25 protein-coding genes are annotated in these 24216 nt (G+C 35.3%); 16 read left to right on the top strand and 9 right to left on the bottom strand.

The annotated features are described in order from the left end of the window. The first annotated feature begins 74 nt into the window (after positions 1-74). From ACM55H_RS17055 to ACM55H_RS17040, 4 genes are read left to right on the top strand one after another with little or no spacing between them, the layout of a single operon-like run. On the top strand, positions 75-953 hold the full coding sequence (locus tag ACM55H_RS17055; protein WP_416837655.1) for a pirin family protein: 879 nt from the start codon (positions 75-77) through the stop codon (positions 951-953). Positions 954-985: 32 nt separating this feature from the next. Next, positions 986-1867, top strand: a complete 882-nt coding sequence (locus ACM55H_RS17050) for a pirin family protein (protein WP_416837654.1) — start codon at positions 986-988, stop codon at positions 1865-1867. A 5-nt stretch (positions 1868-1872) separates the two neighbouring features. Further along, complete coding sequence (locus ACM55H_RS17045) at positions 1873-2265, top strand: OsmC family protein (protein ID WP_416837653.1); 393 nt, start codon at positions 1873-1875, stop codon at positions 2263-2265. Between the two features lie 5 nt (positions 2266-2270). Further along, positions 2271-2552, top strand: a complete 282-nt coding sequence (locus tag ACM55H_RS17040; RefSeq protein ID WP_416837652.1) for a GNAT family N-acetyltransferase — start codon at positions 2271-2273, stop codon at positions 2550-2552. 77 nt (positions 2553-2629) lie between these two features. On the opposite strand, the gene ACM55H_RS17035 is transcribed toward ACM55H_RS17040, so the two are convergent. Genes ACM55H_RS17035 through hutH form a run of 3 tightly spaced genes read right to left on the bottom strand, consistent with a single transcriptional unit; the run spans position 2630 to position 6207 of the window. Further along, a complete protein-coding gene (locus ACM55H_RS17035; RefSeq protein ID WP_416837651.1) occupies positions 2630-3970 on the bottom strand; it encodes an inorganic phosphate transporter in 1341 nt (446 codons plus the stop codon). Positions 3971-3998: 28 nt separating this feature from the next. Then, positions 3999-4643 (bottom strand): DUF47 domain-containing protein, encoded by a 645-nt coding sequence (locus ACM55H_RS17030; protein ID WP_039109817.1) that lies wholly within the window; start codon positions 4641-4643, stop codon positions 3999-4001. Positions 4644-4692: 49 nt separating this feature from the next. Next, positions 4693-6207 (bottom strand): histidine ammonia-lyase, encoded by a 1515-nt coding sequence (hutH, locus tag ACM55H_RS17025; protein ID WP_416837650.1) that lies wholly within the window; start codon positions 6205-6207, stop codon positions 4693-4695. Between the two features lie 652 nt (positions 6208-6859). Here hutH and thrA point away from each other — a divergent pair. From thrA to ACM55H_RS16995, 6 genes are all read left to right on the top strand, one after another. Next, the gene (thrA, locus tag ACM55H_RS17020) at positions 6860-9307 is read left to right on the top strand and encodes a bifunctional aspartate kinase/homoserine dehydrogenase I (RefSeq protein ID WP_416837649.1); all 2448 of its coding nucleotides are present in this window, start codon (positions 6860-6862) and stop codon (positions 9305-9307) included. A 39-nt stretch (positions 9308-9346) separates the two neighbouring features. Beyond that, on the top strand, positions 9347-10267 hold the full coding sequence (locus ACM55H_RS17015) for a homoserine kinase (protein ID WP_416837648.1): 921 nt from the start codon (positions 9347-9349) through the stop codon (positions 10265-10267). 153 nt (positions 10268-10420) lie between these two features. After that, positions 10421-11710 (top strand): threonine synthase, encoded by a 1290-nt coding sequence (gene thrC / locus ACM55H_RS17010; protein WP_416837647.1) that lies wholly within the window; start codon positions 10421-10423, stop codon positions 11708-11710. A gap of 303 nt (positions 11711-12013) precedes the next feature. After that, a complete protein-coding gene (locus ACM55H_RS17005; RefSeq protein ID WP_416837646.1) occupies positions 12014-12577 on the top strand; it encodes a TetR/AcrR family transcriptional regulator in 564 nt (187 codons plus the stop codon). Between the two features lie 64 nt (positions 12578-12641). Next, the gene (locus tag ACM55H_RS17000) at positions 12642-13562 is read left to right on the top strand and encodes an SDR family oxidoreductase (RefSeq protein WP_416837645.1); all 921 of its coding nucleotides are present in this window, start codon (positions 12642-12644) and stop codon (positions 13560-13562) included. A gap of 2 nt (positions 13563-13564) precedes the next feature. Further along, positions 13565-14059 carry a hypothetical protein gene (locus tag ACM55H_RS16995; protein ID WP_416837644.1) on the top strand — a complete coding sequence of 165 codons (495 nt, stop codon included), beginning with the start codon at positions 13565-13567 and terminating at the stop codon, positions 14057-14059. 665 nt (positions 14060-14724) lie between these two features. Here the strand turns inward: ACM55H_RS16995 and ACM55H_RS16990 are convergent. Further along, positions 14725-15264 carry a lipid-binding SYLF domain-containing protein gene (locus ACM55H_RS16990; RefSeq protein ID WP_416837643.1) on the bottom strand — a complete coding sequence of 180 codons (540 nt, stop codon included), beginning with the start codon at positions 15262-15264 and terminating at the stop codon, positions 14725-14727. Between the two features lie 253 nt (positions 15265-15517). Between ACM55H_RS16990 and ACM55H_RS16985 the strand changes: the two genes are divergently transcribed. Together ACM55H_RS16985 and ACM55H_RS16980 are read left to right on the top strand one after the other, a co-directional pair. Further along, on the top strand, positions 15518-16027 hold the full coding sequence (locus ACM55H_RS16985; protein ID WP_416837642.1) for a GNAT family N-acetyltransferase: 510 nt from the start codon (positions 15518-15520) through the stop codon (positions 16025-16027). A 295-nt stretch (positions 16028-16322) separates the two neighbouring features. Then, entirely contained in the window at positions 16323-17513 is a 1191-nt protein-coding gene (locus ACM55H_RS16980; protein WP_416837641.1) for a BaiN/RdsA family NAD(P)/FAD-dependent oxidoreductase, read from the top strand. Between the two features lie 62 nt (positions 17514-17575). Here ACM55H_RS16980 and ACM55H_RS16975 read toward each other — a convergent pair whose 3' ends face one another. The 5 genes from ACM55H_RS16975 to nadC form a co-directional block, all read right to left on the bottom strand. Next, positions 17576-17959 carry a DUF3037 domain-containing protein gene (locus ACM55H_RS16975; RefSeq protein WP_416837640.1) on the bottom strand — a complete coding sequence of 128 codons (384 nt, stop codon included), beginning with the start codon at positions 17957-17959 and terminating at the stop codon, positions 17576-17578. Further along, positions 17937-18731 carry a HipA family kinase gene (locus ACM55H_RS16970; protein ID WP_416837639.1) on the bottom strand — a complete coding sequence of 265 codons (795 nt, stop codon included), beginning with the start codon at positions 18729-18731 and terminating at the stop codon, positions 17937-17939. The genes ACM55H_RS16975 and ACM55H_RS16970 overlap by 23 nt, the downstream gene beginning before the upstream one ends. 73 nt (positions 18732-18804) lie before the next feature. Next, positions 18805-19662: an NAD(P)H-hydrate dehydratase gene (locus tag ACM55H_RS16965; protein ID WP_416837638.1), complete on the bottom strand. Its 858-nt coding sequence runs from the start codon at positions 19660-19662 to the stop codon at positions 18805-18807. A gap of 203 nt (positions 19663-19865) precedes the next feature. Beyond that, positions 19866-20777 (bottom strand): YihY/virulence factor BrkB family protein, encoded by a 912-nt coding sequence (locus ACM55H_RS16960; RefSeq protein ID WP_416837637.1) that lies wholly within the window; start codon positions 20775-20777, stop codon positions 19866-19868. Between the two features lie 3 nt (positions 20778-20780). Continuing rightward, positions 20781-21638 (bottom strand): carboxylating nicotinate-nucleotide diphosphorylase, encoded by an 858-nt coding sequence (nadC, locus tag ACM55H_RS16955; protein WP_416837636.1) that lies wholly within the window; start codon positions 21636-21638, stop codon positions 20781-20783. 265 nt (positions 21639-21903) lie between these two features. Here nadC and ACM55H_RS16950 point away from each other — a divergent pair, with 265 nt between their 5' ends. The 4 genes from ACM55H_RS16950 (at position 21904) to ACM55H_RS16935 (ending at position 24211) form a co-directional block, all read left to right on the top strand. Then, positions 21904-22386 carry a hypothetical protein gene (locus tag ACM55H_RS16950; protein ID WP_416837673.1) on the top strand — a complete coding sequence of 161 codons (483 nt, stop codon included), beginning with the start codon at positions 21904-21906 and terminating at the stop codon, positions 22384-22386. Positions 22387-22436: 50 nt separating this feature from the next. Beyond that, entirely contained in the window at positions 22437-22907 is a 471-nt protein-coding gene (locus tag ACM55H_RS16945) for an SRPBCC family protein (protein ID WP_416837635.1), read from the top strand. A gap of 306 nt (positions 22908-23213) precedes the next feature. Further along, positions 23214-23609 (top strand): VOC family protein, encoded by a 396-nt coding sequence (locus ACM55H_RS16940; RefSeq protein WP_416837634.1) that lies wholly within the window; start codon positions 23214-23216, stop codon positions 23607-23609. Between the two features lie 158 nt (positions 23610-23767). Beyond that, positions 23768-24211, top strand: coding sequence for a VOC family protein (locus ACM55H_RS16935; RefSeq protein WP_416837633.1), 444 nt, complete (start codon positions 23768-23770; stop codon positions 24209-24211). Positions 24212-24216: the final 5 nt, after the last annotated feature.

The following is a 24216-nucleotide window of genomic DNA, read 5'->3' as shown; positions in this document are numbered from 1 at the left end:
TTCTTATCCTACATCAATGCATCTGGTTTTAATCCATAGTAAATTTGTACTATAATTTAAAATAAGATAGCGAAATGAAAACAAAAAATATTGAATTAGTATTGGCTCCACCTACACCACACATGGTAGGTGACGGATTTAGAGTACATAATTTTATTCCGAGTGGTCATAATTTAGACATGAAAAGAATGAGTCCGTTTATTATGATGGATTACAATTCTAAATTTTATTTTCCGCCAACGGATCAACCCAGAGGCGTAAGTGTACATCCACATAGAGGTTTTGAAACCGTTACTGTTGCCTATAAGGGAAAAGTAGCGCATCACGACAGTTCAGGAAATAGTGGTGTCATTGGCGAAGGTGATGTACAATGGATGACTGCAGCTTCAGGAATTTTACATAAAGAATACCACGAAGAAGAGTTCAGTAAAAATGGTGGTGATTTTCAAATGGTACAACTTTGGGTTAACCTTCCTGCAAAGGATAAAATGTCAACACCAAAATACCAAGGAATTACCAATGACCAGATCAACAAATTCGAACTTCCTGAAAATGGAGGTGTTATTGAAGTCATAGCGGGTCAATATGAAAATGTAAAAGGTACCGCTTCAACTTTCACTCCTGTTCATTTACTAAATGCCAAATTGAATAAAGGAGCAAAAGCACCCTTCAAATTCCCATCAAATTACAACACTGGTTTATTAGTAATTGAAGGAAGCATAAAAGTTAATGATACTGAAAATGTCCCAGCCAACCATTTTGCATTGTTTCAAAACGACGGTGAAACATTTACCATTAAAGCGACTGAAAATGCAATCGTTTTAATTTTAAGTGGTGAGCCTATCAATGAGCCAATTGCAGCACACGGTCCGTTTGTGATGAACACCCAAGCCGAAATTATGCAAGCATTCAATGATGTGAATATGGGAAAATTCGGTTATTTGGAAGAATAATTTCCTTATTTTTATAGTTTAAAACATAAAAAATGTCAAATATCAAATTAATAATAGAAGAACGCCCAAGCAATATTGGAAACTTTATGGTTGGGCGATTGCTTCCCTTTCGAGAAAAAAGAATGGTTGGACCATTTGCATTCATCGATCACATGGGACCAACCTGCATGAGCGATTACGAAAATTTAGATGTTCCGCCACATCCACATATTGGGCTTTCTACTTTGACTTATTTGTTTGAAGGGAGTATTATGCACAAAGATAGCTTGGGAACTGAAATGGAAATCAAGCCCGGACAAATCAATTGGATGACTGCTGGAAAAGGAATAGTCCATTCGGAGCGAACACCTGAGTATTTGCGTAGTTCTAATAAAATGTTACATGGACTTCAAATTTGGGTGGCTTTACCAAAAGAATTGGAAGAAATGGAGCCTTCTTTTTTCCACGTACCCGAAAATGAAATTCCAGAATGGAAAACGGATAACATTACTTTCAAACTTATAGCTGGAGAAGTGCTTGGTGAAAAATCATCCGTTCCGGTTTACAGTCCGCTTTATCTTTTGGAATTAAAAAGCACTAGTCGTCAAACGGTAACTATTGGCAAAGACTTATTTGGCGAAAGCGCTTTATACATTTTAGAAGGCAGTATCGAAAGTGAAGGTAATACTTTCGGGCCAAAGCAAATTTTGATTGCCAAAGACAGCAAACTCTGCACCTTTGATATGGGAGAAAACACCACTATTTATATTTTTGGAGGAGAACCTTTTCCCGAAGAACGGATTATTTATTGGAATTTTGTCGCTTCAACTAAAGAACTGATTGAAAAGGCAAAAGAGAAATGGTTGGCACAAACTTTTGATAAAGTTCCGGGCGAAAGTGAATTTGTTCCACTTCCGGAGCAAAATAAAAAATAGCAATTATGATTAAAATAACAGCGCACATTGGCACAGAACTGTATAAAACAGAAGTAAAATCTGCTAGCAATACGATTATTTCAGACGAGCCTGAAAGTGCAGGAGGAAAAGATTTAGGCTTTGCGCCAAAAGAATTACTGGCTTCCTCATTAGCAGCTTGCACCTGTATCACTTTACGGATGTATGCGAACCGAAAAGGATGGGATTTAACAGATATAAAAGTTGAAGTCACTTTTGAAAAAGATGCAACGGAAAATAAATCGAAAATGATGCGCAACATTCAATTATTCGGAAATTTAGACAATGCACAAAGAGCACGATTATTAAACATTGCCGATAGATGTCCAATGCACCAAATATTAACTAATCCTATCGAAATTACAACCGAATTAAATTAAAAATTATGATAATTGAACAAATAAACGAAATTAAAAAAGGCTATTTTAGAGCATCAGACAACGAAATAGAAGCAGGAAGAATGACCTATACTTGGGCTGGAAGCGATAAATTCATCATTGACCATACCGAAGTAAATGATGAATTTGCAGGACAAAGCGTGGGCAAAAAACTGGTAATGGAAGCAGTGCAATATGCAAGGTTGAATAATCTTAAAATCTTGCCTTTATGTCCTTTCGCAAAAAGCGTATTTGACAAAACGGAAGAAATACAGGATCTTTTATTTTAAAAAATTGAAAATGAAAAGGCATAAAAAAACCATTCGAGTTACGAATGGTTTTTTTATATACCTTAATCTTAACTGAATTATAAAAACAAACTAAGGAAGTAGTAAACTAATGACGCTAAAATAGCTGAAATAGGAATAGTTAACACCCAAGCCCAAACTAAACTTACTGTCACACCCCAACGAACCGCTGAAATACGTTTCGTTAAACCAACACCAATTATAGACCCTGTAATAGTGTGTGTAGTACTTACCGGAATTTTTAAATGTTCTGTAAAATACAATGTTAAAGCTCCTGCAGTTTCAGCAGCAACACCTTCAAAAGAAGTTACTTTTGTTATTTTAGAACCCATTGTTTTTACAATTTTCCAACCACCACTTAAGGTTCCTGCTGCAATTGCAGAATAACAGGCTAAAGGAATCCATGCCGGCATAACGCCCTTTATTTTTAAATCATCATTTGGAAGTATTACCTGTAACCAGTCTGGTAAACTTACTTGTGCAACTCCGCTTGTATGTATGTAAACAGCAACTGCCGCAGCAATAATACCCATTACTTTTTGAGAATCATTTCCTCCATGTCCTAAACTAAAAGCTGCAGAAGATAGTAATTGCATTTTTTTTAATGAAGCAGTAGCTTGATGTAAGTTTAAACTACTAAACACCAAACAAAAACAACTAACCGATAAAACGATAAAGGCAACCAAAAACCATTTTATGTTGTGGGCTTCAAAAGCAACACTCCAAAAATGAGAATCAAAACGAGGTTTTTCAATAGCATCATAATATAACATTTGACTTTCTACAAACCAAATTGTTAAAACCATTAATGCCAAAGTGAATAGTTTTGGGAGAATACTTTTTTTAGAAGCATTCAAAAGCCAAATAGAGATTAAATAAGAGATTAAAGCACCTAATAATGGAGCCAATACAATGAAAGCAATAATAATCAATACTCCTGAAGGCATTCCGCCATCTTTTCCTGCTTTATACCAGCTTACTATATTGTACCAATGTTGCGTAGTCCCATCTACCATATAACCTGAAAAACCATGAACTGCTATGGCATGTGCAATCGCCGCTCCAGCAAAACCTCCAATTAAAGTATGAGATGAACTGGAAGGAATTCCTTGCCACCAAGTCAATAAATTCCAGATAATTGCCGCTATGACCCCAGCAAGAATAACCACTAGGTTAATTTCCATGGTATGCGCCGTTTTTGCAACAGTATCTGCTACTCCAAAACCGAAAACCCAATAGGCCAGAAAGTTAAAGAAAGCAGCCCAAAGCACCGCTTGAAAAGGAGTCAAAACTTTTGTTGCCACAACTGTAGCAATAGCATTGGCAGCATCATGAAAACCATTGATGTAATCAAAGATTAAAGCCAAAACTATAATAACTATAAGTAGAGTAAATTCCATAAATATATTTCAGTCTAAACTGATTGAATTAAGAATGTTTTACAGAAATAGATTCTAAAACACTTGCTACACTTTTACATTTGTCTGTAGCTGATTCCAAAACAGATAAGACCTCTTTATATTTTATAATGTTTTTTGCATCGGTTTCATTTTCAAATATTTCGAATACTGCTTTGTTATAAACATTATCCGATTTATTTTCCAACTTGCTGATTCGTGCGCAAGCATCCGTAATATTCTTGATTTTTTTGAAACTTCTCAATTCTTTTACTGCTACATCAATATTTTGACACGCTTCAAGATTTATTTCTGTCAATTTTCTGATCGATTTTGTAATCTTATCTACCTGATACAATCTCATTCTGCTGGCAGCACCGTGAAGATTATCAGCAACATTATCAATTGAAGTAATCAAAGAGTGAATGTCTTCTCTATCAAAAGGAGTGATAAAGTTTCTGCTCAATTCCAAATTTGTCTGACGTGTAATGTCTTCTCCTTTTTGCTCCAAAGCATCAATTTTTTGAAAAAGAACTTCTCTTTCTTTCAAAGGAAGGTTCACTGCTTCGTGTAAATTTGAAGCTAATTCAATTAAATTGCTGGATGCTTCTTCAAAAAGAGGAAAGAATTTTTTATCCTTTGGAACTAAAAACTGGAAAATACTATTTATTGACATTTTATTAGATTTTTGAACTGCAAAATTAGCTCATTATTTTAAGATAATGTTAAGCTATCGTTAACAAATCATCTTCAATTTGGAAACTATTCAAAAAAGAAACCGTTTTTTCAATATCGTAATGTAAAATTCGGTCTTCTTTTACTAAAGGAACTTCCTCACGATACGCATTTAAAAACATTTCGATAAAATCACTGGATTGCAATGGTCTTCTATATTCTATGGCTTGTGAGGCATTCATCAATTCTATTGCTAAAATTCGTTCCAGATTATCCATAACACGCAACGCTTTTGTAGCGCCGTTTGCCCCCATACTTACATGATCTTCTTGTCCATTGCTGGACACGATACTATCAATACTGGAAGGCGTTGCCAGTTGCTTGTTTTGGCTTGCAATACTGGCAGCGGTATATTGCGGAATCATCAAACCGGAGTTTAAACCGGGGTTATCCACTAAAAATGCAGGAAGATTTCGCAAGCCTGATATCAATTGATACGTTCTACGTTCTGAAATACTCCCTAATTCAGCCAAAGCGATAGCCATGAAATCCAAAGCCAAAGCCAATGGTTGTCCATGAAAATTACCTCCGGAAATAATTTGGTCACTTTCGATAAATATATTAGGATTATCCGTCACCGAATTGATTTCCGTTTTAAACACTTTTTTTACATAATCAAAGGCATCTTTTGAAGCACCGTGAACTTGTGGCATACATCTAAAAGAATATGGATCTTGAACATGCGTTTTTTCTTGCTCAATGATTTCGCTTCCTTCCAGGAAACCTTTTATACGATTAGCCGTTACAATTTGTCCTTTGTGAGGTCTAATAAAATGAATCAATTCATGAAAAGGTTCGATTCTGCCATCAAATCCTTCAAGAGAAATAGTCCCTATCAAATCAGCCAAATAAGAAAACTTATTCGCTTTCATCAAAATATGTGCGCCATAAGCACTCATGAATTGAGTCCCGTTTAATAAAGCCAAACCTTCTTTGGATTGCAAAACAATCGGTTCCCAATTAAAACGCTTCAAAACTTCACTGGAATGCACTTTTTTACCTTCAAAATTCACATCGCCTTCACCTAATAATGGTAATGATAAATGCGCTAATGGAGCTAAATCACCCGAAGCACCAAGAGAACCTTGTGTATAAATTACAGGTAAAATATCATTATTATAAAATGCAATCAAGCGCTCCACCGTTTGCAATTGAATTCCGGAATGACCATAACTCAACGATTGAATTTTAAGCAACAACATCAATTTAACAACTTCATTCGGAACTTCCTCACCTGTTCCGCAAGAATGGGATTTCACCAGATTTTCCTGAAGTTTTGATAAGTTTTCATTCGAAATTTTCACATTACAAAGTGAACCAAAACCAGTATTGATTCCATAAATAGGCGCTGAATGTGTTGCCATTTTTTTATCCAAATAATCCCTGCATTTCTGGATATTTACTTTTGCTTCATCAGATAATGCTATTGTTTTATGATGCGCTATAATCTCGTTTAAAACCTCTAATGAAAGTACTTCAGTGCTTATATAATGTGTGTTTTCCATTCCAATTGTATTTAAGTGCCCAAAATTGAATAAATCAATATTAAAAAGCAACATTTTTTAATAATAATTTAAAATTCATATCCAAAAAAAACTAAATAATAGATTTCATGCAAATTATCCTATATTTAAGGATATTAAAATTCTTAGTTTAGAATACTGATTAGATTTATACTATGAACTGATTTATTGGCATAAAATTAAAGAAATTCAGAGCGTATTGAATACAAATTGGAATGAATTTAGAATTTAAGTTTAATCAAAAGCGAGCCGCAAGAACTCAACAGTGTTATAAAACCGCAACAATTATAAGAATCGCATCAACGAAAAGGATATTTATTGAAAAATATTTATTTTTAATCCAAATGCGATTGAATTTTTAAAATATTCGCAAAAACTGAATTTAATGTTTTGGTTTTTATAAAAAACTGTACTTTTGGGAAATCAAAATGGTAAACAACAGATCAACATATCAATCTTCGATAACAACTCAAAACTGGGTTGCAATTTCTGTTACATTTACTGCTACAACAACTACAACTACCCCTTAGGGGTATTCATTTTACATATAATCCTATTTATTATACTTTTTCCCGAAAGGAGAAAGATTTTGGATGTATAAAAAACATTGCATTTTTAAAATAAAACATATACAATGAAAGTATTAAAATTTGGCGGAACTTCGGTTGCCAATGCACAAAATATAAAACTGGTACTAGATATCGTCATCAATAAGGCAAAAGAAGAAAAATTAGTGGTAGTGGTTTCTGCTTTTAGTAAAGTTACTGACATGCTTCAACTCGCTTCCCAAAAAGCAGCTGCCGGAGATGAAAGTTTCAAAGATATTCTTGCCGAAATAGAGAAAAAACACTTAGATGCTTTAAAAGAATTTATTCCTGTAAGCGAACAAAGCAGTCTGTTAAGCCATATTAAAAGAATTGTAAATCACCTTGAAACGTTACTGGACGGTTGTTTTCTTTTGGGGGAATTATCCGCCAGAACTTCTGACACCATTTTAAGTTTTGGTGAATTATTGTCTTCTTACATCATTTCTGAAGCATTAAAACAAAATCTAAAAAACAGCAGTTATAAAGACAGCCGCGAATTGATAAAAACGGATAATCATTTCGGAAAAGCTACCGTAAATTTTGAAGTTTCAAATCAACTAATTGCTGATTTCTTTGCTTCGAATGAAAATCAAGTGGTTGTAATGCCCGGATTTATTGCCGCATCACTTGATGGTATCAACACTACTTTAGGCCGTGGTGGTTCCGATTATACTGCCGCAATTATCGCTGGAGCAGTGAATGCATCTGACTTGGAAATTTGGACTGATGTAAACGGAATGTTTACTGCCAATCCAAAAATTGTAAAACAAGCACAACCTATCGCCTTTATTTCCTATCAGGAAGCGATGGAGTTATCCCATTTTGGTGCCAAAGTTCTATATCCGCCAACCATTCAACCGGTATTGAGAAAGAATATTCCAATTCATATCAAAAATACTTTTGATCCGGAAGCCGAAGGAACTTATATTTCAAATCAAGAAATGGTTCACACTAATCCTGTAAAAGGAATTAGCCATATCGACAATATTACTTTGATTACACTTGAAGGACCAGGAATGATTGGTGTTACAGGTTCGTCTAAAAGGCTTTTTGAAGTATTATCGCATGAAAGCATCAATGTAATTTTCATTACTCAAGCTTCATCGGAGCATTCAATCTGTATTGGGATTCTAAATTCGGATGCTGATATTGCTGAAGAAGCAATCAATAAAGCTTTTGAAATTGAGATTTTACAAAACAAAATTGATCCCTGTATCGTTGAGAAAAACCTTTGCATTATTGCTTTGGTTGGCGAAAACATGAAAAATCACCAAGGTTTAAGCGGAAGAATGTTTAGCACTTTGGGTAAAAACAATGTAAACATCCGAGCAATTGCTCAAGGTGCTTCCGAAAGAAATATTTCGGCGGTTATCAACGAAAGAGATGTAAAGAAAGCATTAAATACATTACACGAAAACTTTTTTGAAGAAAACACCAAACAATTAAACCTGTTTGTAATGGGCGTTGGAAATGTAGGTGAGAAATTCATTGAACAAATTCACCAACAAAAGAAATTCTTAAAAGACAACCTGAAAATAAACCTGCGCGTTATTGCTTTGTCAAATTCCCGAAAAATGTATTTTGATGAAGACGGAATATCTTTAAAAGAATGGCAATTTTTATTGGAAACCGGAGAAACTGCTGACAAAGAAAAGTTCATTTCGAATGTAAAAGAACTCAATTTACGCAACAGTATTTTTGTTGATATTACTGCAAATGAAAGCGTATCCAAAACCTACGAACAATATTTAAAACGCAATATTGCCGTAGTAACTTGTAATAAAATTGCCTGTGCTTCTGAGTATGACAATTATAAAAAACTAAAAAAACTATCCAGACAATTCAACGCTCCTTTTCTATTTGAAACTAACGTTGGAGCTGGATTACCAATTATTGATACCGTAAAAAACTTGATTGCCTCAGGTGATAAAGTGAATAAAATCCAAGCTGTTTTATCAGGAAGTTTGAACTTTATCTTTAATAATTTTGATGAAAACAATACTTTTCATGATGTCGTTAAAGAAGCTGGAGTACAAGGATTTACAGAGCCAGACCCTAAGATTGATTTAAGTGGAATTGACGTTGCCAGAAAGATATTAATCCTGATTAGAGAAAGTGGTTATAAAATGGAAATTGACGAGATTGTCAACGAATCTTTTATGCCTGCTGAATGTCTCGAAACAACTTCAAATGAAGCGTTTTTTGAATCTTTACTGAAACATGCCTCTCATTTTGAAGCTATTTATAAGGAAGCATTAAGCAAAGAATCCCGTTTGAAATATGTAGCGCAATTCGAAAATGGAAAAGCAAATGTTGGGTTGCGATTCATTCCTAAAGATCACCCTTTTTACAATCTAGAAGGAAAAGACAATATCGTATTATTTTTCACGGATCGTTACGTAGACCAACCTTTATTGATAAAAGGTGCCGGTGCCGGAGCTGCAGTTACCGCTTCAGGAATATTTGCTGATGTAATCAGAATTGGAAACGTGTAGAGACGTTGCAATGCAACGTCTCTACGTAAAATAAAAACTATGAATGAAATAAAAATATTTTGCCCCGCTACAATCGCCAATCTATCCTGTGGATTTGATGTACTTGGTCTTTGTTTAGAAACTGCGGGTGACGAAATGATTATTCGAAAATCAGACATAAAAGGAATTCGTATCACTAAAATTGTGGGTGCCGACTTGCCTTTGGAAACCGAAAAAAATGTTGCTGGAGTATCTGCTTTGGCGATGTTGGAAGCCATTGAAACGGAATTTGGATTTGAGATCGAAATCTACAAACACATCAAAGCCGGAAGCGGAATTGGCAGTAGTGCCGCAAGTTCAGCTGGAGCTGTTTTTGGAATCAATGAATTACTGGGACGTCCATTTACCCGAAAAGAATTGGTTTTATTCGCTATGCAAGGCGAAAAATTAGCCAGTGGAAATGCTCATGCCGATAACGTTGCTCCTGCCCTTTTGGGTGGCTTTACGTTGGTAAGAAGTTCGAATCCATTAGACATTATCAAAATAGAAAGTCCTTCTGAATTGTACGCCACCGTGGTTCATCCTCAAATTGAGTTGAAAACATCTGATGCGCGTTCGGTATTGAAACAAACTGTTTCCTTGAAAAGTGCTATTACGCAATGGGGAAATGTGGGCGGATTAGTAGCTGGATTATACACTAAAGATTACGATTTAATCGGACGGTCATTGCATGATGAAATCGTAGAACCCTTGCGCAGTGTCTTGATTCCAGGATTTGATTTAATCAAAAAAACAGCATACGAAAACGGAGCATTAGGCTCTGGAATATCAGGTTCAGGTCCTTCTATTTTTGCTTTAAGCAAAGGAAAGGAAACCGCTGATAAAATCGCCAAAGCTATGAGCGCCGTATACGATGCAATGAATTTACCGTATGAAATTCACGTTTCTAAGGTGAATGATGAAGGAATGAAAATTATTTAAGACGAATTAAATAAGGAAATTTAAAATAAAATATTTAAGATTTTCGATTAACGATTTTTGACCCTAGCGTCAGCGAACTGGCGTAGCATTTCAGATGTAACAATACGTTAAAATCAAAAATCGTTAATCAAGAATCAAAAATCAAAAATCATAATGAAATATTACAGTTTAAACCATAACGCACCTAAAGTTTCTTTTCAAGAAGCCGTAATACAAGGATTAGCAACTGATAAAGGATTGTATTTTCCGGAAACAATTACCCCATTAACACCTGCTTTTTTTGAAACTATCGAAAATTTAAGCAATGAAGAAATTGCTTTTGAAGCCATCAAACAATTTGTGGGTGACGAAATCCCGGAAGCCACTTTAAAACAAATCATTGGCGAAACGTTGTGTTTTGATTTCCCAGTGGTTGAAGTGGAAAAAGGTATTTATTCCCTTGAATTATTTCATGGTCCAACGATGGCTTTTAAGGACGTAGGCGCGCGTTTCATGTCGCGTTGTTTGGGTTACTTTAATAAAGATAACAAAGACAGTAAAAACACCGTTCTTGTAGCTACTTCCGGTGATACTGGTGGTGCTGTAGCGAGTGGTTTCCTTGGCGTAACCGGTGTGGAAGTGATTATCCTGTATCCATCCGGAAAAGTGAGCGATATTCAGGAAAGACAATTGACAACTTTAGGTCAAAACATCAAAGCACTTGAAGTAGACGGCGTTTTTGATGATTGTCAGGATATGGTGAAGAAAGCTTTTCTTGACGAAAGTCTAAAACATAAAAACCTGACTTCGGCGAATTCGATTAATATTGCGCGCTGGTTGCCACAAATGTTCTATTTCTTCTTTGCGTATAAAGCATTAAAGCAACAAAACAAACCGTTAGTTTTCTCTTGCCCAAGTGGGAATTTTGGAAATATTTGCGCGGGTATCATTGCCAAAAAAATGGGCTTGCCTGTTGAACATTTTGTAGCGGCTACGAATGTGAATGATACAGTGCCACGATTTTTAGAAAACGGAATATACGATCCTAAACCTTCGATAGCGACGATTTCGAACGCGATGGATGTGGGGAATCCAAGTAATTTTATCCGAATTCAGGAAATGTACCACAATGATTTAGAGCAATTCAAAAAAGATTTTTCTTCGTTTACTTTCAATGATGAGGAAACCATTGCAGCGATGAAAACCATTTATAATACCGACGGTTACATTGCAGAACCGCACGGAGCAGTTGGTTATCTCGGATTGAAAAAAGAATTACAAAACCACCCAAATGCGATTGGTATTTTCTTGGAAACCGCCCACCCTATTAAGTTTTTGGACACGGTTGAACCAACATTAAACGTAAAACTGCCGATTCCTACTCAAATTGAAAGCGTTTTAGGAAAGGAAAAAGTAAGCGTAAAAATTAAAACGTATGAGGAATTGAAAGCGTTTTTGGCATAATATTTCAATAGTCAGACAAAATACAAACCGACTGAGAAGTGATTTTCAGTCGGTTTTTTTGTGGGAATTAGTTTTCTATAAGTAAAATCATTGGTTTTGTTAAACATAAAAAACAAATTATAACGCTTAGACCACAAATATGGACGTACTCGCTATTTTGTAGCGAGTATACACAAGTTAGTGGCAACCTTAAAAGAAATAAATCGTAAATAATTAATATTCAATAAAATATATTTAATTTTTAAAAATAATTTACTTTTAAAAAAATACCATATCTTTGCGACTGATTAGTCAATCTTTAACATGGATAAAAGAGAAATAATAATAATAGAAACTGCTTTAAATTTGTTTGTAGAAAATGGATTTCACGGAACTGCAACAAGCAAAATTGCACAACAATCTAATGTAGCAAACGGAACATTATTTAACCTTTTTAAAACAAAAGATGAACTTGTTATTTCGATATATATTGCATTAAAAGATGAATTGGCTAATTATATTACCAATAATTCTGAAGATTATACAGAAACAAAAGATATTATTAAAGCACAAATTTCCGCTTCACTTTTTTGGGGTTTAGACAATAATATCAAGTTTCGTTATATACAACAATTCCAAAACTCACCTTATATAAAATTTTTAAACCAAGACACAATTAACGAACAAGTAAATAAACATCTACAACTTATACAAAAAGGAATTGACGAGGGATTAATAAAACCATTACCTATTGATTTTATATTTTCGCTAATTAGTAGTCAAACATTTGGTTTATACCAATATATGATTTCAAAGAGGCTTTCAAAAAAAGAACAGCACGAAACAATTCAAATGACTTTTGAAATGTTGTGGAAAATGATAACTTAAAAAAATTTGCATAACAATATGACTGATTAGTCAATCTTATGAAAATAACTTAAAATTAGAAAAAATGAACAAAACAATTTTTATCACAGGAACAAACTCAGGTTTTGGAAAATCAATGGTCGAACTATTCGCAAGTAATGGTTGGAATGTTGCAGGAACAGTTCGGAACAAATCGGAACATCCAAACTTGTTTAAGGAATTATTAAACGTAAAACTTTACGAATTAGATGTTACTAATTACTTACAAGTTGAAGAAGTTGCGAAAGCGGTAATTGCAGATTTTAAAAAAATTGATGCAGTTGTAAACAATGCTGGTTATTGTTTAATTGGACCAACCGAAACCACTACAATGGAACAAATTGAACGGCAATATAATACTAATGTATTTGGTTTAATGGCAGTAACAAAAGCATTTATTCCGCATTTCAGAGAAAATAAAGACGGAATATTTATCAATTTAGCTTCTGCAAGTGCACGATTTAATTACCCATTTATTGCATCTTATGGTTCAAGTAAATGGGCTGTTCGTGGAATTTCAGAAAGTTTAGGAATTGAATTAAGTCCATTTGGAATTGAAGTAAAGACAATTTATCCTGGTGCGCACGCTACAAAAATTTTTACAAAATTAGATCAAGGCGCAATTGCAGATAATCCTGTTTATATAAAAAATTACAAACAATATTATGCTAACTTTTTAGGAGCTCAGGATGCAGTTGAAAATGTAACTTCTCCTAATAATATAGCCCAAGAAGTATTCAAAGCTGTTACCAATCCCAAAAGTGGAAAACTACATATTGTGTCGGGTAAAGATGCGAAATTTTTAGAATTATTGAAAAGAATTTTATCACAAAGAGCATTTCAAAAGCAACAAGCAGGTGCAATTTTAAAACCAATAAGTGCTAGTGGTGCAAAGTTTTTTAAATGGATTTTTGGCAGTAATGTAGAAAAGGTAGAAACAGTCATTCCAGAAAACTTAACAAAATAAAAATGGAATTCATACAACACACAATTAATTGGGTAAAAGGCGAAATCTTTGAAGCATATATTTTTGGTGCTTTTGGTCTATTATTAATGTTTTCAAGTTTAATGCTTTGGAAATTTGGTGACACGCCAAATTCCAAAGCATTAATTATTCCTTTAATAGTGGTTGGCATTTTCTTTTTTGGAACTGCCATTTCAGGAATTGATAGTAATAATAAAAGGTTACCAGACTATAAAGAAGCATTTAACACAAATAAAACTGAATTTATACAAAGTGAAAAAGCAAGAATTGAGGGTTTTCAGTATCTGTATAAAATGACAATTATTATAGCAAGTATTTGTTTTGTGTTAGCAATTTGCACATTCGTATTTACTCATAATCCAACATTGAGAGCCGTAGGAATTGCATTAGTCATTTTTGGAATTACGGGTTTGATAATTGATTATTTTTCCAAAGAAAGAGCTGATATTTACTACAAAATAATATCCGAAAAACACTGAAAGAAAAAAAGGCAGTCACTAACATCCGTTTTGAGCTAATGTGTGATTGAGTAGAATTACCGTTTCACATCATATTTTCTGCAAACCCGATTGCTCGGATATACACAATTTCTCTCGGTTTAATAGCGCGGAAATCTTTTCCGTGCCCACAACAATGAAACCTCCGCTAACGGACGCAATGTCATTAAGGAATAATCTCTATGATTTTGTCATTCCGACGAAGGAGGAATCTCAACAAACGTGAGCAACAAACAGAGATTCCTCCTTCGTCGGAATTACAAATAAACTTACATTTATAAAAAGAACGCTACATTTTATTAAACTTAAACTTCTGTCCACCAATCGAAGCATCGTACATGAGTCCACCTTTCTGCATTGTGAATATCCGATCGCTCGGATATACATGATTCTTTCTCAGTTGGATAGCGTGGAAACCCCGATCGCTCGGGTATACATGACTCTTTATCAGTTGGATATCGCGAAAATCTTTTCCGTGCCCACAACAATGAGACCTGCGCTAGCACGAGCGTAATGTTATTAAGTTAAGGAATAATCTCCATAATTTTGTCATTCCGACGAAGGAGGAATCTCAACAAACGTGAGCAACAAACAGAGATTCCTCCTTCGTCGGAATGACAAATAAACTTATATTTATAAAAAGAGTGTTACATTTTATTAAACTTAAACTTCTGACCTCCAATCGATGCTTCGTACATCAGTCCGCCTTTCTGCATTGTGAACACCATAACGCCGTTAGTATACTTTACATTTGCTGAGGCACCTTCAGTTACGGCCACTGCTGAAGCTTGTGCGGAAAACTCGAATCGGCTATCTTTAAACCGTTCCAATTCCTTTTTTGTCTCAAAAAATATTACTTCACGATACGCTTGACCACCTGCCTGAAATCCTATGCTCAATTGCGATAACTTGGCCATACCTACCATCTTGTTATGTTCATAGACAACCCCGTTGCCAGCCGCTCCACCAATGCCGATTCCTCCCTTGCCAACATTGGGAAAGATAACATAGCCAGATGCTTTTTCAAAAAGCCCTTTCATAAGCGGATCACTTTTAATGAACTCTGCTTTTGCTGTTTTACTGTCAGCAATAATTTTATTCTTTTTAGCGGTCGATTGTCCCAATATGGGTGTTATGTTTAGTACACAAGCCATCACTATTACCCAAATAATATTTAAATTTTTCATAATTATAGCTATTAAATTGTTGTGAAATTTCTTTATTCAAAGGTAAAAAAAAATCTTTATATTAAATATAAAATACTGATTATCAATAAAATAAATTTATTTCAGATGTAGTTGATGTACTTTTGAAAAGTGAATTATTTTTGGTTCTTAACCTCATTAAAACAGTAACAAGAACTGCAACGAAATACCATTTTGTTATCCTTTTTTCTACCTTTGAAAAACCAAAACAATAACCCAAGAATATATATTACGCATGATTACAAAAGCAACAGTAGCAGACGTTTTTGCATTAAGTAGATTAATCAATTCAGGGTATCGTGGGGAATCTTCTAAAAAAGGATGGACTACGGAAGCCAACTTATTAGAAGGACTCCGAACTACTGAACAGGAACTGACTGAAACCATTGAGAATACTAAAAATACCATTCTGAAATTTACGGAGAACAACCAGATTATAGGTTGTGTATTGCTAGTTGAAAAAGAGGATCAATTGTATTTAGGAATGCTAACGGTTTCGCCTGAGTTGCAAAACAGTGGTATTGGGAAAAAATTATTGCAACAGGCTGAAATTCATGCTTTGGAATTGGGTTTACCTAAAATCATAATGACCGTGATTTCCGTTCGGGAGGAATTGATAGCCTGGTACAAACGTAATGGTTATGCAGACACGGGAGCAAAAGAACCTTTTCCGGCAAGCGACGTTCATATTCCAATTGCTAATCAACATTTAGAGTTTATTGTAATGGAGAAAAAGATTGGATAAGCTTGAAATGATTTTTGAATGAAGAGTAACGATTCTTGATTTCAGATTTCTGAAAATCTTTAATATTACGTCGGATAATTTCTTTCGATTCCGAATTGCTCGCGTAAGGGATTGCGGCGGCATCCTTTATTTTTTTTCTTTAAAAAAATAAAGATAAAGCCAAAAGCCCGACCCCAAAGTTGCAGATATGTAAAATTGAAACGGGAATTTTCTGCCTTGGGGTTACGCCCAAACAATAGCTAATATAAAAACCCATATCTGGGTTAATCGGTAAAACAAACCGTATTTTTGTAGCGTGAAGAAATCAGTTTCAATTATTGGAGGAGGACCTGCAGCACTTTTGCTCGCTGCATTACTCGATTGCAAGAAATTTAAAGTTACCATCTACGAGAAAAACAAAACACTGGGGAGAAAATTTCTGGTGGCCGGAAAAGGAGGATTTAACCTCACCCATTCGGAACCTATTGATGAGCTCATAGCGCGGTATACACCTTCCCATTTCTTACAACAGGCGCTACTTGATTTTGACAATCACGATTTCCGAAATTGGATTGATAGCATTGGCATTCCAACCTACATCGGCAGCAGCAAACGCGTGTATCCTGAAAGCGGCATTAAACCTATAACAGTGCTCAACGCAATCCTAAAAGTTCTCGATAAACAAGGCGTTTCCATACAATACGAACACACTTGGGCAGGTTGGACTGACAACGGTACTCTTGTTTTTAATACCGATACCGAAATACAATCTGATTATACCATTTTTGCTTTGGGTGGAGGAAGTTGGAAAGTAACAGGATCCGATGGGACTTGGCTTGATTTATTCAAAACACAAGGAATTACTGTTGTTCCGTTTCAATCATCTAATTGTGCTTACGGTGTGAACTGGCCAGAAGATTTTATTATGGAACATGAAGGCAGTCCGCTTAAAAATATTTCTATTAGCTGTTCGAATAAAACTCAAAAAGGCGAAGCGGTAATCACGCGTTTCGGTTTAGAAGGCAATGCGATTTATGCGCTCAGTCCACAAATTCGGAAGCAGCTTGAAAGCCAACAAAAAGCCACTATTTTTCTGGACCTAAAACCAGCATTAAGTTATGATGATTTGCATCAAAAAATCAAAAAATCGACTTTAAAAAAGACGAGCGAAAAATTACAAAAAGAGGTTAAATTGAGCCTTGCACAGATTGGGCTTTTGAAAAAATACCTTTCAAAAGAAACCTACCTGAATCCAGAGCTATTGGCACAAAACATTAAAAAACTGAATTTAGAAATAACTGGTTCTTCGCTATTGAACGATGCAATATCCACAACTGGAGGTGTTCAATTGAATGCCGTGGATAAAAACTTCCAATTGAAAGAGATGAAACATCACTATTGTATTGGCGAAATGCTAGACTGGGATGCACCCACGGGTGGCTATCTTCTTCAAGCTTGCTTTAGCATGGGTATGCATCTTGCGCGCCATCTGAATAGTATTCCTTAATTTTTTTGAAACTTAATTAGCTGAATTCAAAAAAATATTTTTATCAAAGCACAATAAATTCACTACAATACCATTTCCTCAAACAAGCGTTGGGCGGTTTGTTCCAAATCATCACACAATCCCGGATGCGGTCTTGAGGTTTGAATCGCCGAACTGCGAAGAGCAGTCAACCAACGGAAACGGGATGGAATATCGAATTGCGCTATTGGTCCACCTGATTTTTCCCCATGCCCCACTTTCTCGAATGCCTGTAAATTTAAATGCAATTGTTCCAAATCTAAATCGGCTGAAAACAATTGAAGCTTCGCTTCGTTAAACGAACAGAGCACTTTTATAAACTTTGCTTTTTTACAAAAGAGAATAATACCCACATTGAGGAATTCTTCGCGTTCTACCCTTGGCACAACCCGGATTACGGCATACTCATATAAGTGTTTCTCGTGCATTTTGGGCTTCATTTATAAAAATTTCAGAATGGTTTAAGCGTATGGATAAAAACTGGAAATAGACTTCCCGAAGCGCTTCGGGAGTTTCATCCGTATCTTCCCATTGCAGCCACTCCGTTGGAATAAGATTAACAATAGATTGCAGCACTTCGTCAGTTAGTATTTTTTTGAATATTACATCGGTTTCTTTTAGCAATGAAGCTTGTGGCAACAATACATGATCTTTTATCAATGCAAAAGGGCTTTGTGCATGCGTTTTCCAATTGGTCCACGAATGGTGAAAATAAAGACTTGCACCGTGATCAATCAGCCATAATTCTTTGTGCCAAATCAGCATATTCGTATTTCTGAAGGTTCGGTCGACATTGGTAATAAAAGCGTCCAGCCAAACTATTTGGGAAGCTAATTTTGCATCAACCACCGTCACAACAGGATCAAAATTTATAGCTCCCGATAAATAATGCAAAGCCAAATTAAGTCCTTGACTGCCTTGAAGTAAATCTTGAATTTCTTCATCACCTTCTGAGCGTCCAAAAGCTTCGTCTAGATTAGCATAAACCAATTCCGGCATTTTTAGGTTTAAAGCACGGGCGATTTCTCCGCCAATTAATTCGGCGATTAAGGCCTTTACGCCATGTCCGGCACCCTTGAATTTCAATACATATTTAAAATCATCATCGGCTTCAGCGAGCGCAGGTAAAGAACCGCCCTCACGCAACGGAGTGATGTATCGCGTAACATTTACGGTTCTAAGATGGGGTATTTTTTCCATAATCGAATTGGATAAAGCTATTTTGCTTAGGTACAAACTTACAAATAACTGGGATAAAATTCATTTATAAGCTCTATTTACTCAAATTTTCTAAACTCAAAAAGGCTTTCCCAATATTCGAAATAACATCAGAAGCGATAAAAGACTGATAACCGGTTTCTGGTAGTGCAATATCAGCAGTTAGTCCGTGCAGATAAACCCCAAGTATAGCAGCACTAATTGGTTCATAGGATTGTGCCAATAAACTGGTTATCATTCCCGTCAAGACATCACCTGTTCCTGCGGTGGCCAAAGCGGCATTTCCGGTGGTGTTTTCGTAGCTTGTGTCTCCATCGATGATTCGGGTTGGTGCGCCTTTCATCACAATAATCAAGTTATACTGTTTAGAAAAAGTGATTGTTTTAGTTCTTTTTTCTTCTTCGGAATTCCATTTTCCTATTAATCTTTCCAGTTCTTTGGGATGGGGCGTGATGATGGTTTTGGGATGTAATAAAGGAAACCATTCTTTGTTTTTGGCTAGAATATTCAACGCATCGGCATCGATTACCAAAGGGATTTTATTCGTTTTTAGCAATTTATAAACGGCTTGTTGCGTTTCGATTTCCAGACCTAAACCCGGTCCTATTCCTATGGCTTGTGGTGTGATTTCGAAAGTAATATCCGAGATAAACTTTTCCTGATTATCCGTTACAACCATGACTTCTGGAATGGCAATTTGAAGTATATCGTAGCCACATTTTGGTATAAAAACAGTGACTAATCCACAACCGGTTTTTAAACAAGCTTTGGACGAAAGACAAACAGCTCCCATTTTACCATAACTTCCACCAATAATTAAGGCGTGTCCTTGAATGCCTTTGTGGGTAAATTTGTCTGGTTGTTTATAGCGTTTGAGAATTTCGTTTTGGTCGATATAAATTGGATTCATCATGGAATTTGTTTGTCTAAAAATACAAATTTAAAATGAAATAGATTCGTTAATTATAACCGAAATCCCTAGCCCTGATGGCAGTGGAAATCCTTTCTAGTCCTGAACTTGTTTCAGGATCCTGAAACAAGTTCAGGACTAGAAAGATTAAAACAAACAGCAGGACACGAGCGAAGCGAACTGACGAAGTAAATAGCTCCAAAAAACTACCCTTCTTTTTTAATTTTTAGTTTATTTACTGTTCCATTTAATTCGAAACCGAGCAGTAATATCATGCAGTTGATCCAGATGTAAAACATCATGATTAATAAGGTTCCTATAGAGCCGTATAATTCGTTGTATTTTGAGAATCGGATTACCCAAATTCCAAAAACATAGGAGTCCAAAATAACTAATATCGTTGTAAATACTGAGCCTATCGAAATAAAAGCCCTGTTTTTATCATGCATGGTTCCAAATTTAAAAAGTATGGAAGTGGTGATTAAAATCATTACAATTACAAACGCATAGCGCCATAAAATAATCAATTCAACTTGGTCGCTCAGTATCGTTTTCTGAATAAAAACCTCAAAAACAACGATTGCTGATACGGTTACTATCAATAGTATTGACAATAATAATGACATGCCGAGAGCGACAATGTATTGGTGGACAAATCCTCTTTTGATGAGGACGTGACGCGAGGATTCGAAGCCACCCAAGATTCCATTTAAACCATTTGCCATCAAGAAAATAGACAATATAAATCCCGAAGACAGTAATCCGGAATGGCTATTGTGGAGAATATCATTGATGATTTTATAAATGGCATCATACGTATTTGGCGGAACTCCTTGCCTTACAAATTGAAGAAAATCTTCTTGAAAACCTTCGATTGGAATGTAGGGAATAAGGTTTAAAATGAACAGTGCAAAGGGAAATAATGCCATGAAGAAACTAAATGCAATGGCACTGGCATGATAGGTCAAGGCACTTTCGACAATTCCTAATCCGTACAATTCCAATAAATCATACAACGACAATCCCTGCAGCCATGGGAGTTTTATCTTTTTTAACCCTCGGGCAAGGTTCCGTATTACGGGAACTTTTTCTATTCGCTGTTCAATTTCTGCTGACATAATTTAAATTGCTTTTAAGCTTAAATCCATATTGTAAACAGAATGTGTTAAGGCTCCAGACGAAATATAATCGACGCCACATTCCGCATAATAACGAATGGTACTTTCATTGATATTACCTGAAGATTCAGTTTGGCATTTGTTACCTATCAAAGCTACTGCTTTTCGAGTATCTTCATAATTGAAATTGTCTATCAAAATTCTATAAACGCCTTCGCTTTCTAATATTTCTTTGATTTCATCTAAGTTTCTGGCTTCGACAATGATTTTTAAATCCAGATTATTGTCTTTGAGATACGCTTTGGTTTTGGCTATGGCCAAAGTAATTCCGCCTGCAAAATCATTGTGATTGTCCTTGAGCATAATCATGTCATACAAAGCAAAACGGTGGTTTTCGCCTCCGCCAATTTTCACTGCCCATTTCTCACAAGCTCTGAAACCTGGGGTTGTTTTGCGAGTATCAAGGATTTTAGTTTCTGTTCCTTCCAGAAGCTCAACATATTCTTTTGTTTTGGTAGCGATTGCCGACATTCTTTGCATCGAATTCAAAACTACCCGTTCCGATTTCAAGATGGATTGCGAACTTCCCGAAACATGAAAAACAACATCCCCTTTTTTTACTGGAGTTCCGTCCACTATGAATGTTTCTATTTGCAAGTTAGGATCTACATATTCGAAAACCATTTTGGCGAAAGCCACACCGGCAATAATACCATCTTCTTTTACAAGCAATTTCGCTTTTCCTGTTGCCGTTGCAGGAATACAAGCCAAAGAGCTGTAATCGCCAGGGCCAACATCTTCCCGAATGGCATTTTCAATTAATATATGTAACTCGTTTTTGAACTGTGCTTCGCTAATCATTTTATAGGAAATTTATGGAATGCTAAAGTAAGGTATATTTTGTGGATTTGAAAATATGTGCGCTTGGTTCTTAATAAAAATCTATTTTTTATAAAGTATTATCTAGTGTGAAAAATGAGGCTGTAATAGAATCTTGTGCCAAAAAAATTCTGAACAGTAACATTCAACTTTCAGTAAATCAAAACCATTTAAATCAGATATTTTATTTTGGACTATACTATTAAAACCCTATATTTGAGCTTAGTAACAACAAAAAAAACTGACTATGAAATCTTTTTTAAGCCTACTTTTTGTATCCTCACTACTATTGATTTCTTGCAAAAAGGAAATCGAACCCCAAAATAGTACTACTCCAGCAAATATAGTTCCCTTTACTGAAGTTGGTAAACAAATGCGTGATCAAGCTTCAATGTCATCTCAAGGACAGCAAAATGCTGCTATGGTCAATCAAAATCAAGCTTCCGCAACTCCAGTTCCTGTTGCTAAAGGAATGAATCCAGCACACGGTCAACCATTGCATCGTTGCGATATTCCTGTTGGCGCTCCACTAAATTCTCCTGTAGCTTCAGCTAAAAACACTACAGTAACACCGCAAATAACTTCCCCACAAAATCAATCGGTTTCAACTAGTCCAGCTGCTACAACAACTATAGTGACAACGCCTACTCCTGAGGGAATGAACCCACCACACGGTCAAACAAATCACAGATGCGATATTGCCGTTGGAGCACCGTTGCCAAAATCTTAATTTAAAATAACACAGGATACCCAAAAGTATCTTTGTAAAAAAACTTAAAAATGACTGAAGAAACGAAACACTATGCAAAAGCAGCAATGCTAATTAGAAAACCCATTGAAGACGTTTTTCAGGCATTTATAAATCCAGAAATTACTACTAAAATTTGGTTTACTAAAAGTTCCGGAAAACTTGAAGAAGGAAAAGAAACGCAATGGACTTGGGAAATGTACAATCACTCCATTTCGGTTAGGGCCAAAACGATAGAACTAAATAAAAAAATTGTACTTGAATGGGGAAGCCCTGATGAAATAACTACCGTGGAATGGACTTTTAAAAATCTAGGCGGAGCAGGAACTTTTGTAAGCATTGTCAATACAGGATTTCAAGGCGATACGGAAAAAATCATTTCACAAATACGCGATTCAACAGAAGGATTTACATTAGTTTTAGCAGGTTTAAAAGCCTATTTGGAATACAACATTGAGCTTAATTTAATTTCAGATCGATTCCCAAAAGAACTTAATACCTAAATAATAAACGTTACTTAGCAAGAGAAACTAATGCTGTTAGCTTTCATAAAACATTAAAAAAAAATCTTTGAAAAAGCTCCTCAAACATTCTGATAAACGGATGTTGAGCAGCTTTTTTTATTAACATATAATAATTAAATATTTGGTTTATAATTAATTAACACAAAAACACTTTTAGATTAACTTTTTGTTTTCAACTAATTTTGTACTTTTAATATCCCTAAATATTTGCTTCATTTCAAATGATTCAATCTCTTAATTTTTTACCGTTTTGTAATTTAAGTTCAATACACAAAAAATTGTTTTATGGAAAATAAAAAAATAATTACCCAAAAAATTACACCTTGTTTGTGGTTTAATGACAATGCAGAAGAAGCAGTGGTTTTTTACGCTTCTATTTTTAAAAACTCAAAAATTGGAAAAGCAACCCATTATGGTAAAAATGCACCCTTACCGGAAGGAACTGTTTTAACGATTCCATTTCAATTAGACGGCGAAGATTTTTTGGCCTTGAACGGAGGACCTGTATTTACGTTTTCGGAAGCTATTTCATTCATCGTTAATTGTGAAGATCAACAGGAAATTGATACATTTTGGGCAAAACTTTCTGAAGGAGGGCAAATTCAACAATGTGGATGGTTGAAAGACAAATTTGGTCTTTCCTGGCAAATTGCACCTGTTGTATTGGGTGAAATGATGTAAAGCGATGATAGTGAAAAATCAAACCGAGTGATGCAGGCAATCATGCAAATGATAAAAATTGATATTGAAAAGCTAGAAACAGCCTATAATGGCTAGAACATTAGAATAAAACCTTCATAAAAAGTAAAGAAATTATCATATAATTAAAAACAGATAAAATGGCACGAGTAAGCACGTATCTAAACTTTCCTCGCAATACTGAGGAAGCATTTAGTTTTTATAAATCCGTATTTGGAGGAGAATTTGGCGGTCACGGTCTAGTACGATTCAAAGATATTCCGCCAGCAGAAGGGATGCCTCCAATTGATGAAAAGGATAAAAATCTAATCATGCACGTCGAATTGCCCATTGTTGGCGGACATATTTTGATGGGAACTGATGCACCTGAATCAATGGGATTTAAAGTGAATTTCGGAAATAATGTTTATATCAATCTGGAACCAGACACAAAAGCCGAAACGAAAAAGTTATTTGTTGCATTAGCAGCTGAAGGAACAATAACTATGGAACTTCAAGTCATGTTTTGGGGTGCCTATTATGGAAGTTGCACCGATAAATTTGGCATTCAATGGATGTTTAACTGTGTTGAAATAACAAAATAATTTAA

Origin of the sequence: Flavobacterium cryoconiti (assembly GCF_048158645.1) — a bacterium.
GTDB lineage: Bacteria > Bacteroidota > Bacteroidia > Flavobacteriales > Flavobacteriaceae > Flavobacterium > Flavobacterium cryoconiti.
This window is presented reverse-complemented; position numbering and strand designations above follow the sequence as displayed.

Excerpts from the sequence above, each read along its gene's own strand:
- ACM55H_RS17055 (WP_416837655.1), top strand. The coding sequence starts at position 75 with ATGAAAACAAAAAATATTGAATTAGTATTGGCTCCACCTACACCACAC.
- ACM55H_RS17050 (WP_416837654.1), top strand. The coding sequence starts at position 986 with ATGTCAAATATCAAATTAATAATAGAAGAACGCCCAAGCAATATTGGA.
- ACM55H_RS17045 (WP_416837653.1), top strand. The coding sequence starts at position 1,873 with ATGATTAAAATAACAGCGCACATTGGCACAGAACTGTATAAAACAGAA.
- ACM55H_RS17040 (WP_416837652.1), top strand. The coding sequence starts at position 2,271 with ATGATAATTGAACAAATAAACGAAATTAAAAAAGGCTATTTTAGAGCA.
- ACM55H_RS17035 (WP_416837651.1), bottom strand. The coding sequence starts at position 3,970 with ATGGAATTTACTCTACTTATAGTTATTATAGTTTTGGCTTTAATCTTT.
- ACM55H_RS17030 (WP_039109817.1), bottom strand. The coding sequence starts at position 4,643 with ATGTCAATAAATAGTATTTTCCAGTTTTTAGTTCCAAAGGATAAAAAA.
- hutH (WP_416837650.1), bottom strand. The coding sequence starts at position 6,207 with ATGGAAAACACACATTATATAAGCACTGAAGTACTTTCATTAGAGGTT.
- thrA (WP_416837649.1), top strand. The coding sequence starts at position 6,860 with ATGAAAGTATTAAAATTTGGCGGAACTTCGGTTGCCAATGCACAAAAT.
- ACM55H_RS17015 (WP_416837648.1), top strand. The coding sequence starts at position 9,347 with ATGAATGAAATAAAAATATTTTGCCCCGCTACAATCGCCAATCTATCC.
- thrC (WP_416837647.1), top strand. The coding sequence starts at position 10,421 with ATGAAATATTACAGTTTAAACCATAACGCACCTAAAGTTTCTTTTCAA.
- ACM55H_RS17005 (WP_416837646.1), top strand. The coding sequence starts at position 12,014 with ATGGATAAAAGAGAAATAATAATAATAGAAACTGCTTTAAATTTGTTT.
- ACM55H_RS17000 (WP_416837645.1), top strand. The coding sequence starts at position 12,642 with ATGAACAAAACAATTTTTATCACAGGAACAAACTCAGGTTTTGGAAAA.
- ACM55H_RS16995 (WP_416837644.1), top strand. The coding sequence starts at position 13,565 with ATGGAATTCATACAACACACAATTAATTGGGTAAAAGGCGAAATCTTT.
- ACM55H_RS16990 (WP_416837643.1), bottom strand. The coding sequence starts at position 15,264 with ATGAAAAATTTAAATATTATTTGGGTAATAGTGATGGCTTGTGTACTA.
- ACM55H_RS16985 (WP_416837642.1), top strand. The coding sequence starts at position 15,518 with ATGATTACAAAAGCAACAGTAGCAGACGTTTTTGCATTAAGTAGATTA.
- ACM55H_RS16975 (WP_416837640.1), bottom strand. The coding sequence starts at position 17,959 with ATGCACGAGAAACACTTATATGAGTATGCCGTAATCCGGGTTGTGCCA.
- ACM55H_RS16970 (WP_416837639.1), bottom strand. The coding sequence starts at position 18,731 with ATGGAAAAAATACCCCATCTTAGAACCGTAAATGTTACGCGATACATC.
- ACM55H_RS16965 (WP_416837638.1), bottom strand. The coding sequence starts at position 19,662 with ATGATGAATCCAATTTATATCGACCAAAACGAAATTCTCAAACGCTAT.
- ACM55H_RS16960 (WP_416837637.1), bottom strand. The coding sequence starts at position 20,777 with ATGTCAGCAGAAATTGAACAGCGAATAGAAAAAGTTCCCGTAATACGG.
- nadC (WP_416837636.1), bottom strand. The coding sequence starts at position 21,638 with ATGATTAGCGAAGCACAGTTCAAAAACGAGTTACATATATTAATTGAA.
- ACM55H_RS16950 (WP_416837673.1), top strand. The coding sequence starts at position 21,904 with ATGAAATCTTTTTTAAGCCTACTTTTTGTATCCTCACTACTATTGATT.
- ACM55H_RS16945 (WP_416837635.1), top strand. The coding sequence starts at position 22,437 with ATGACTGAAGAAACGAAACACTATGCAAAAGCAGCAATGCTAATTAGA.
- ACM55H_RS16940 (WP_416837634.1), top strand. The coding sequence starts at position 23,214 with ATGGAAAATAAAAAAATAATTACCCAAAAAATTACACCTTGTTTGTGG.
- ACM55H_RS16935 (WP_416837633.1), top strand. The coding sequence starts at position 23,768 with ATGGCACGAGTAAGCACGTATCTAAACTTTCCTCGCAATACTGAGGAA.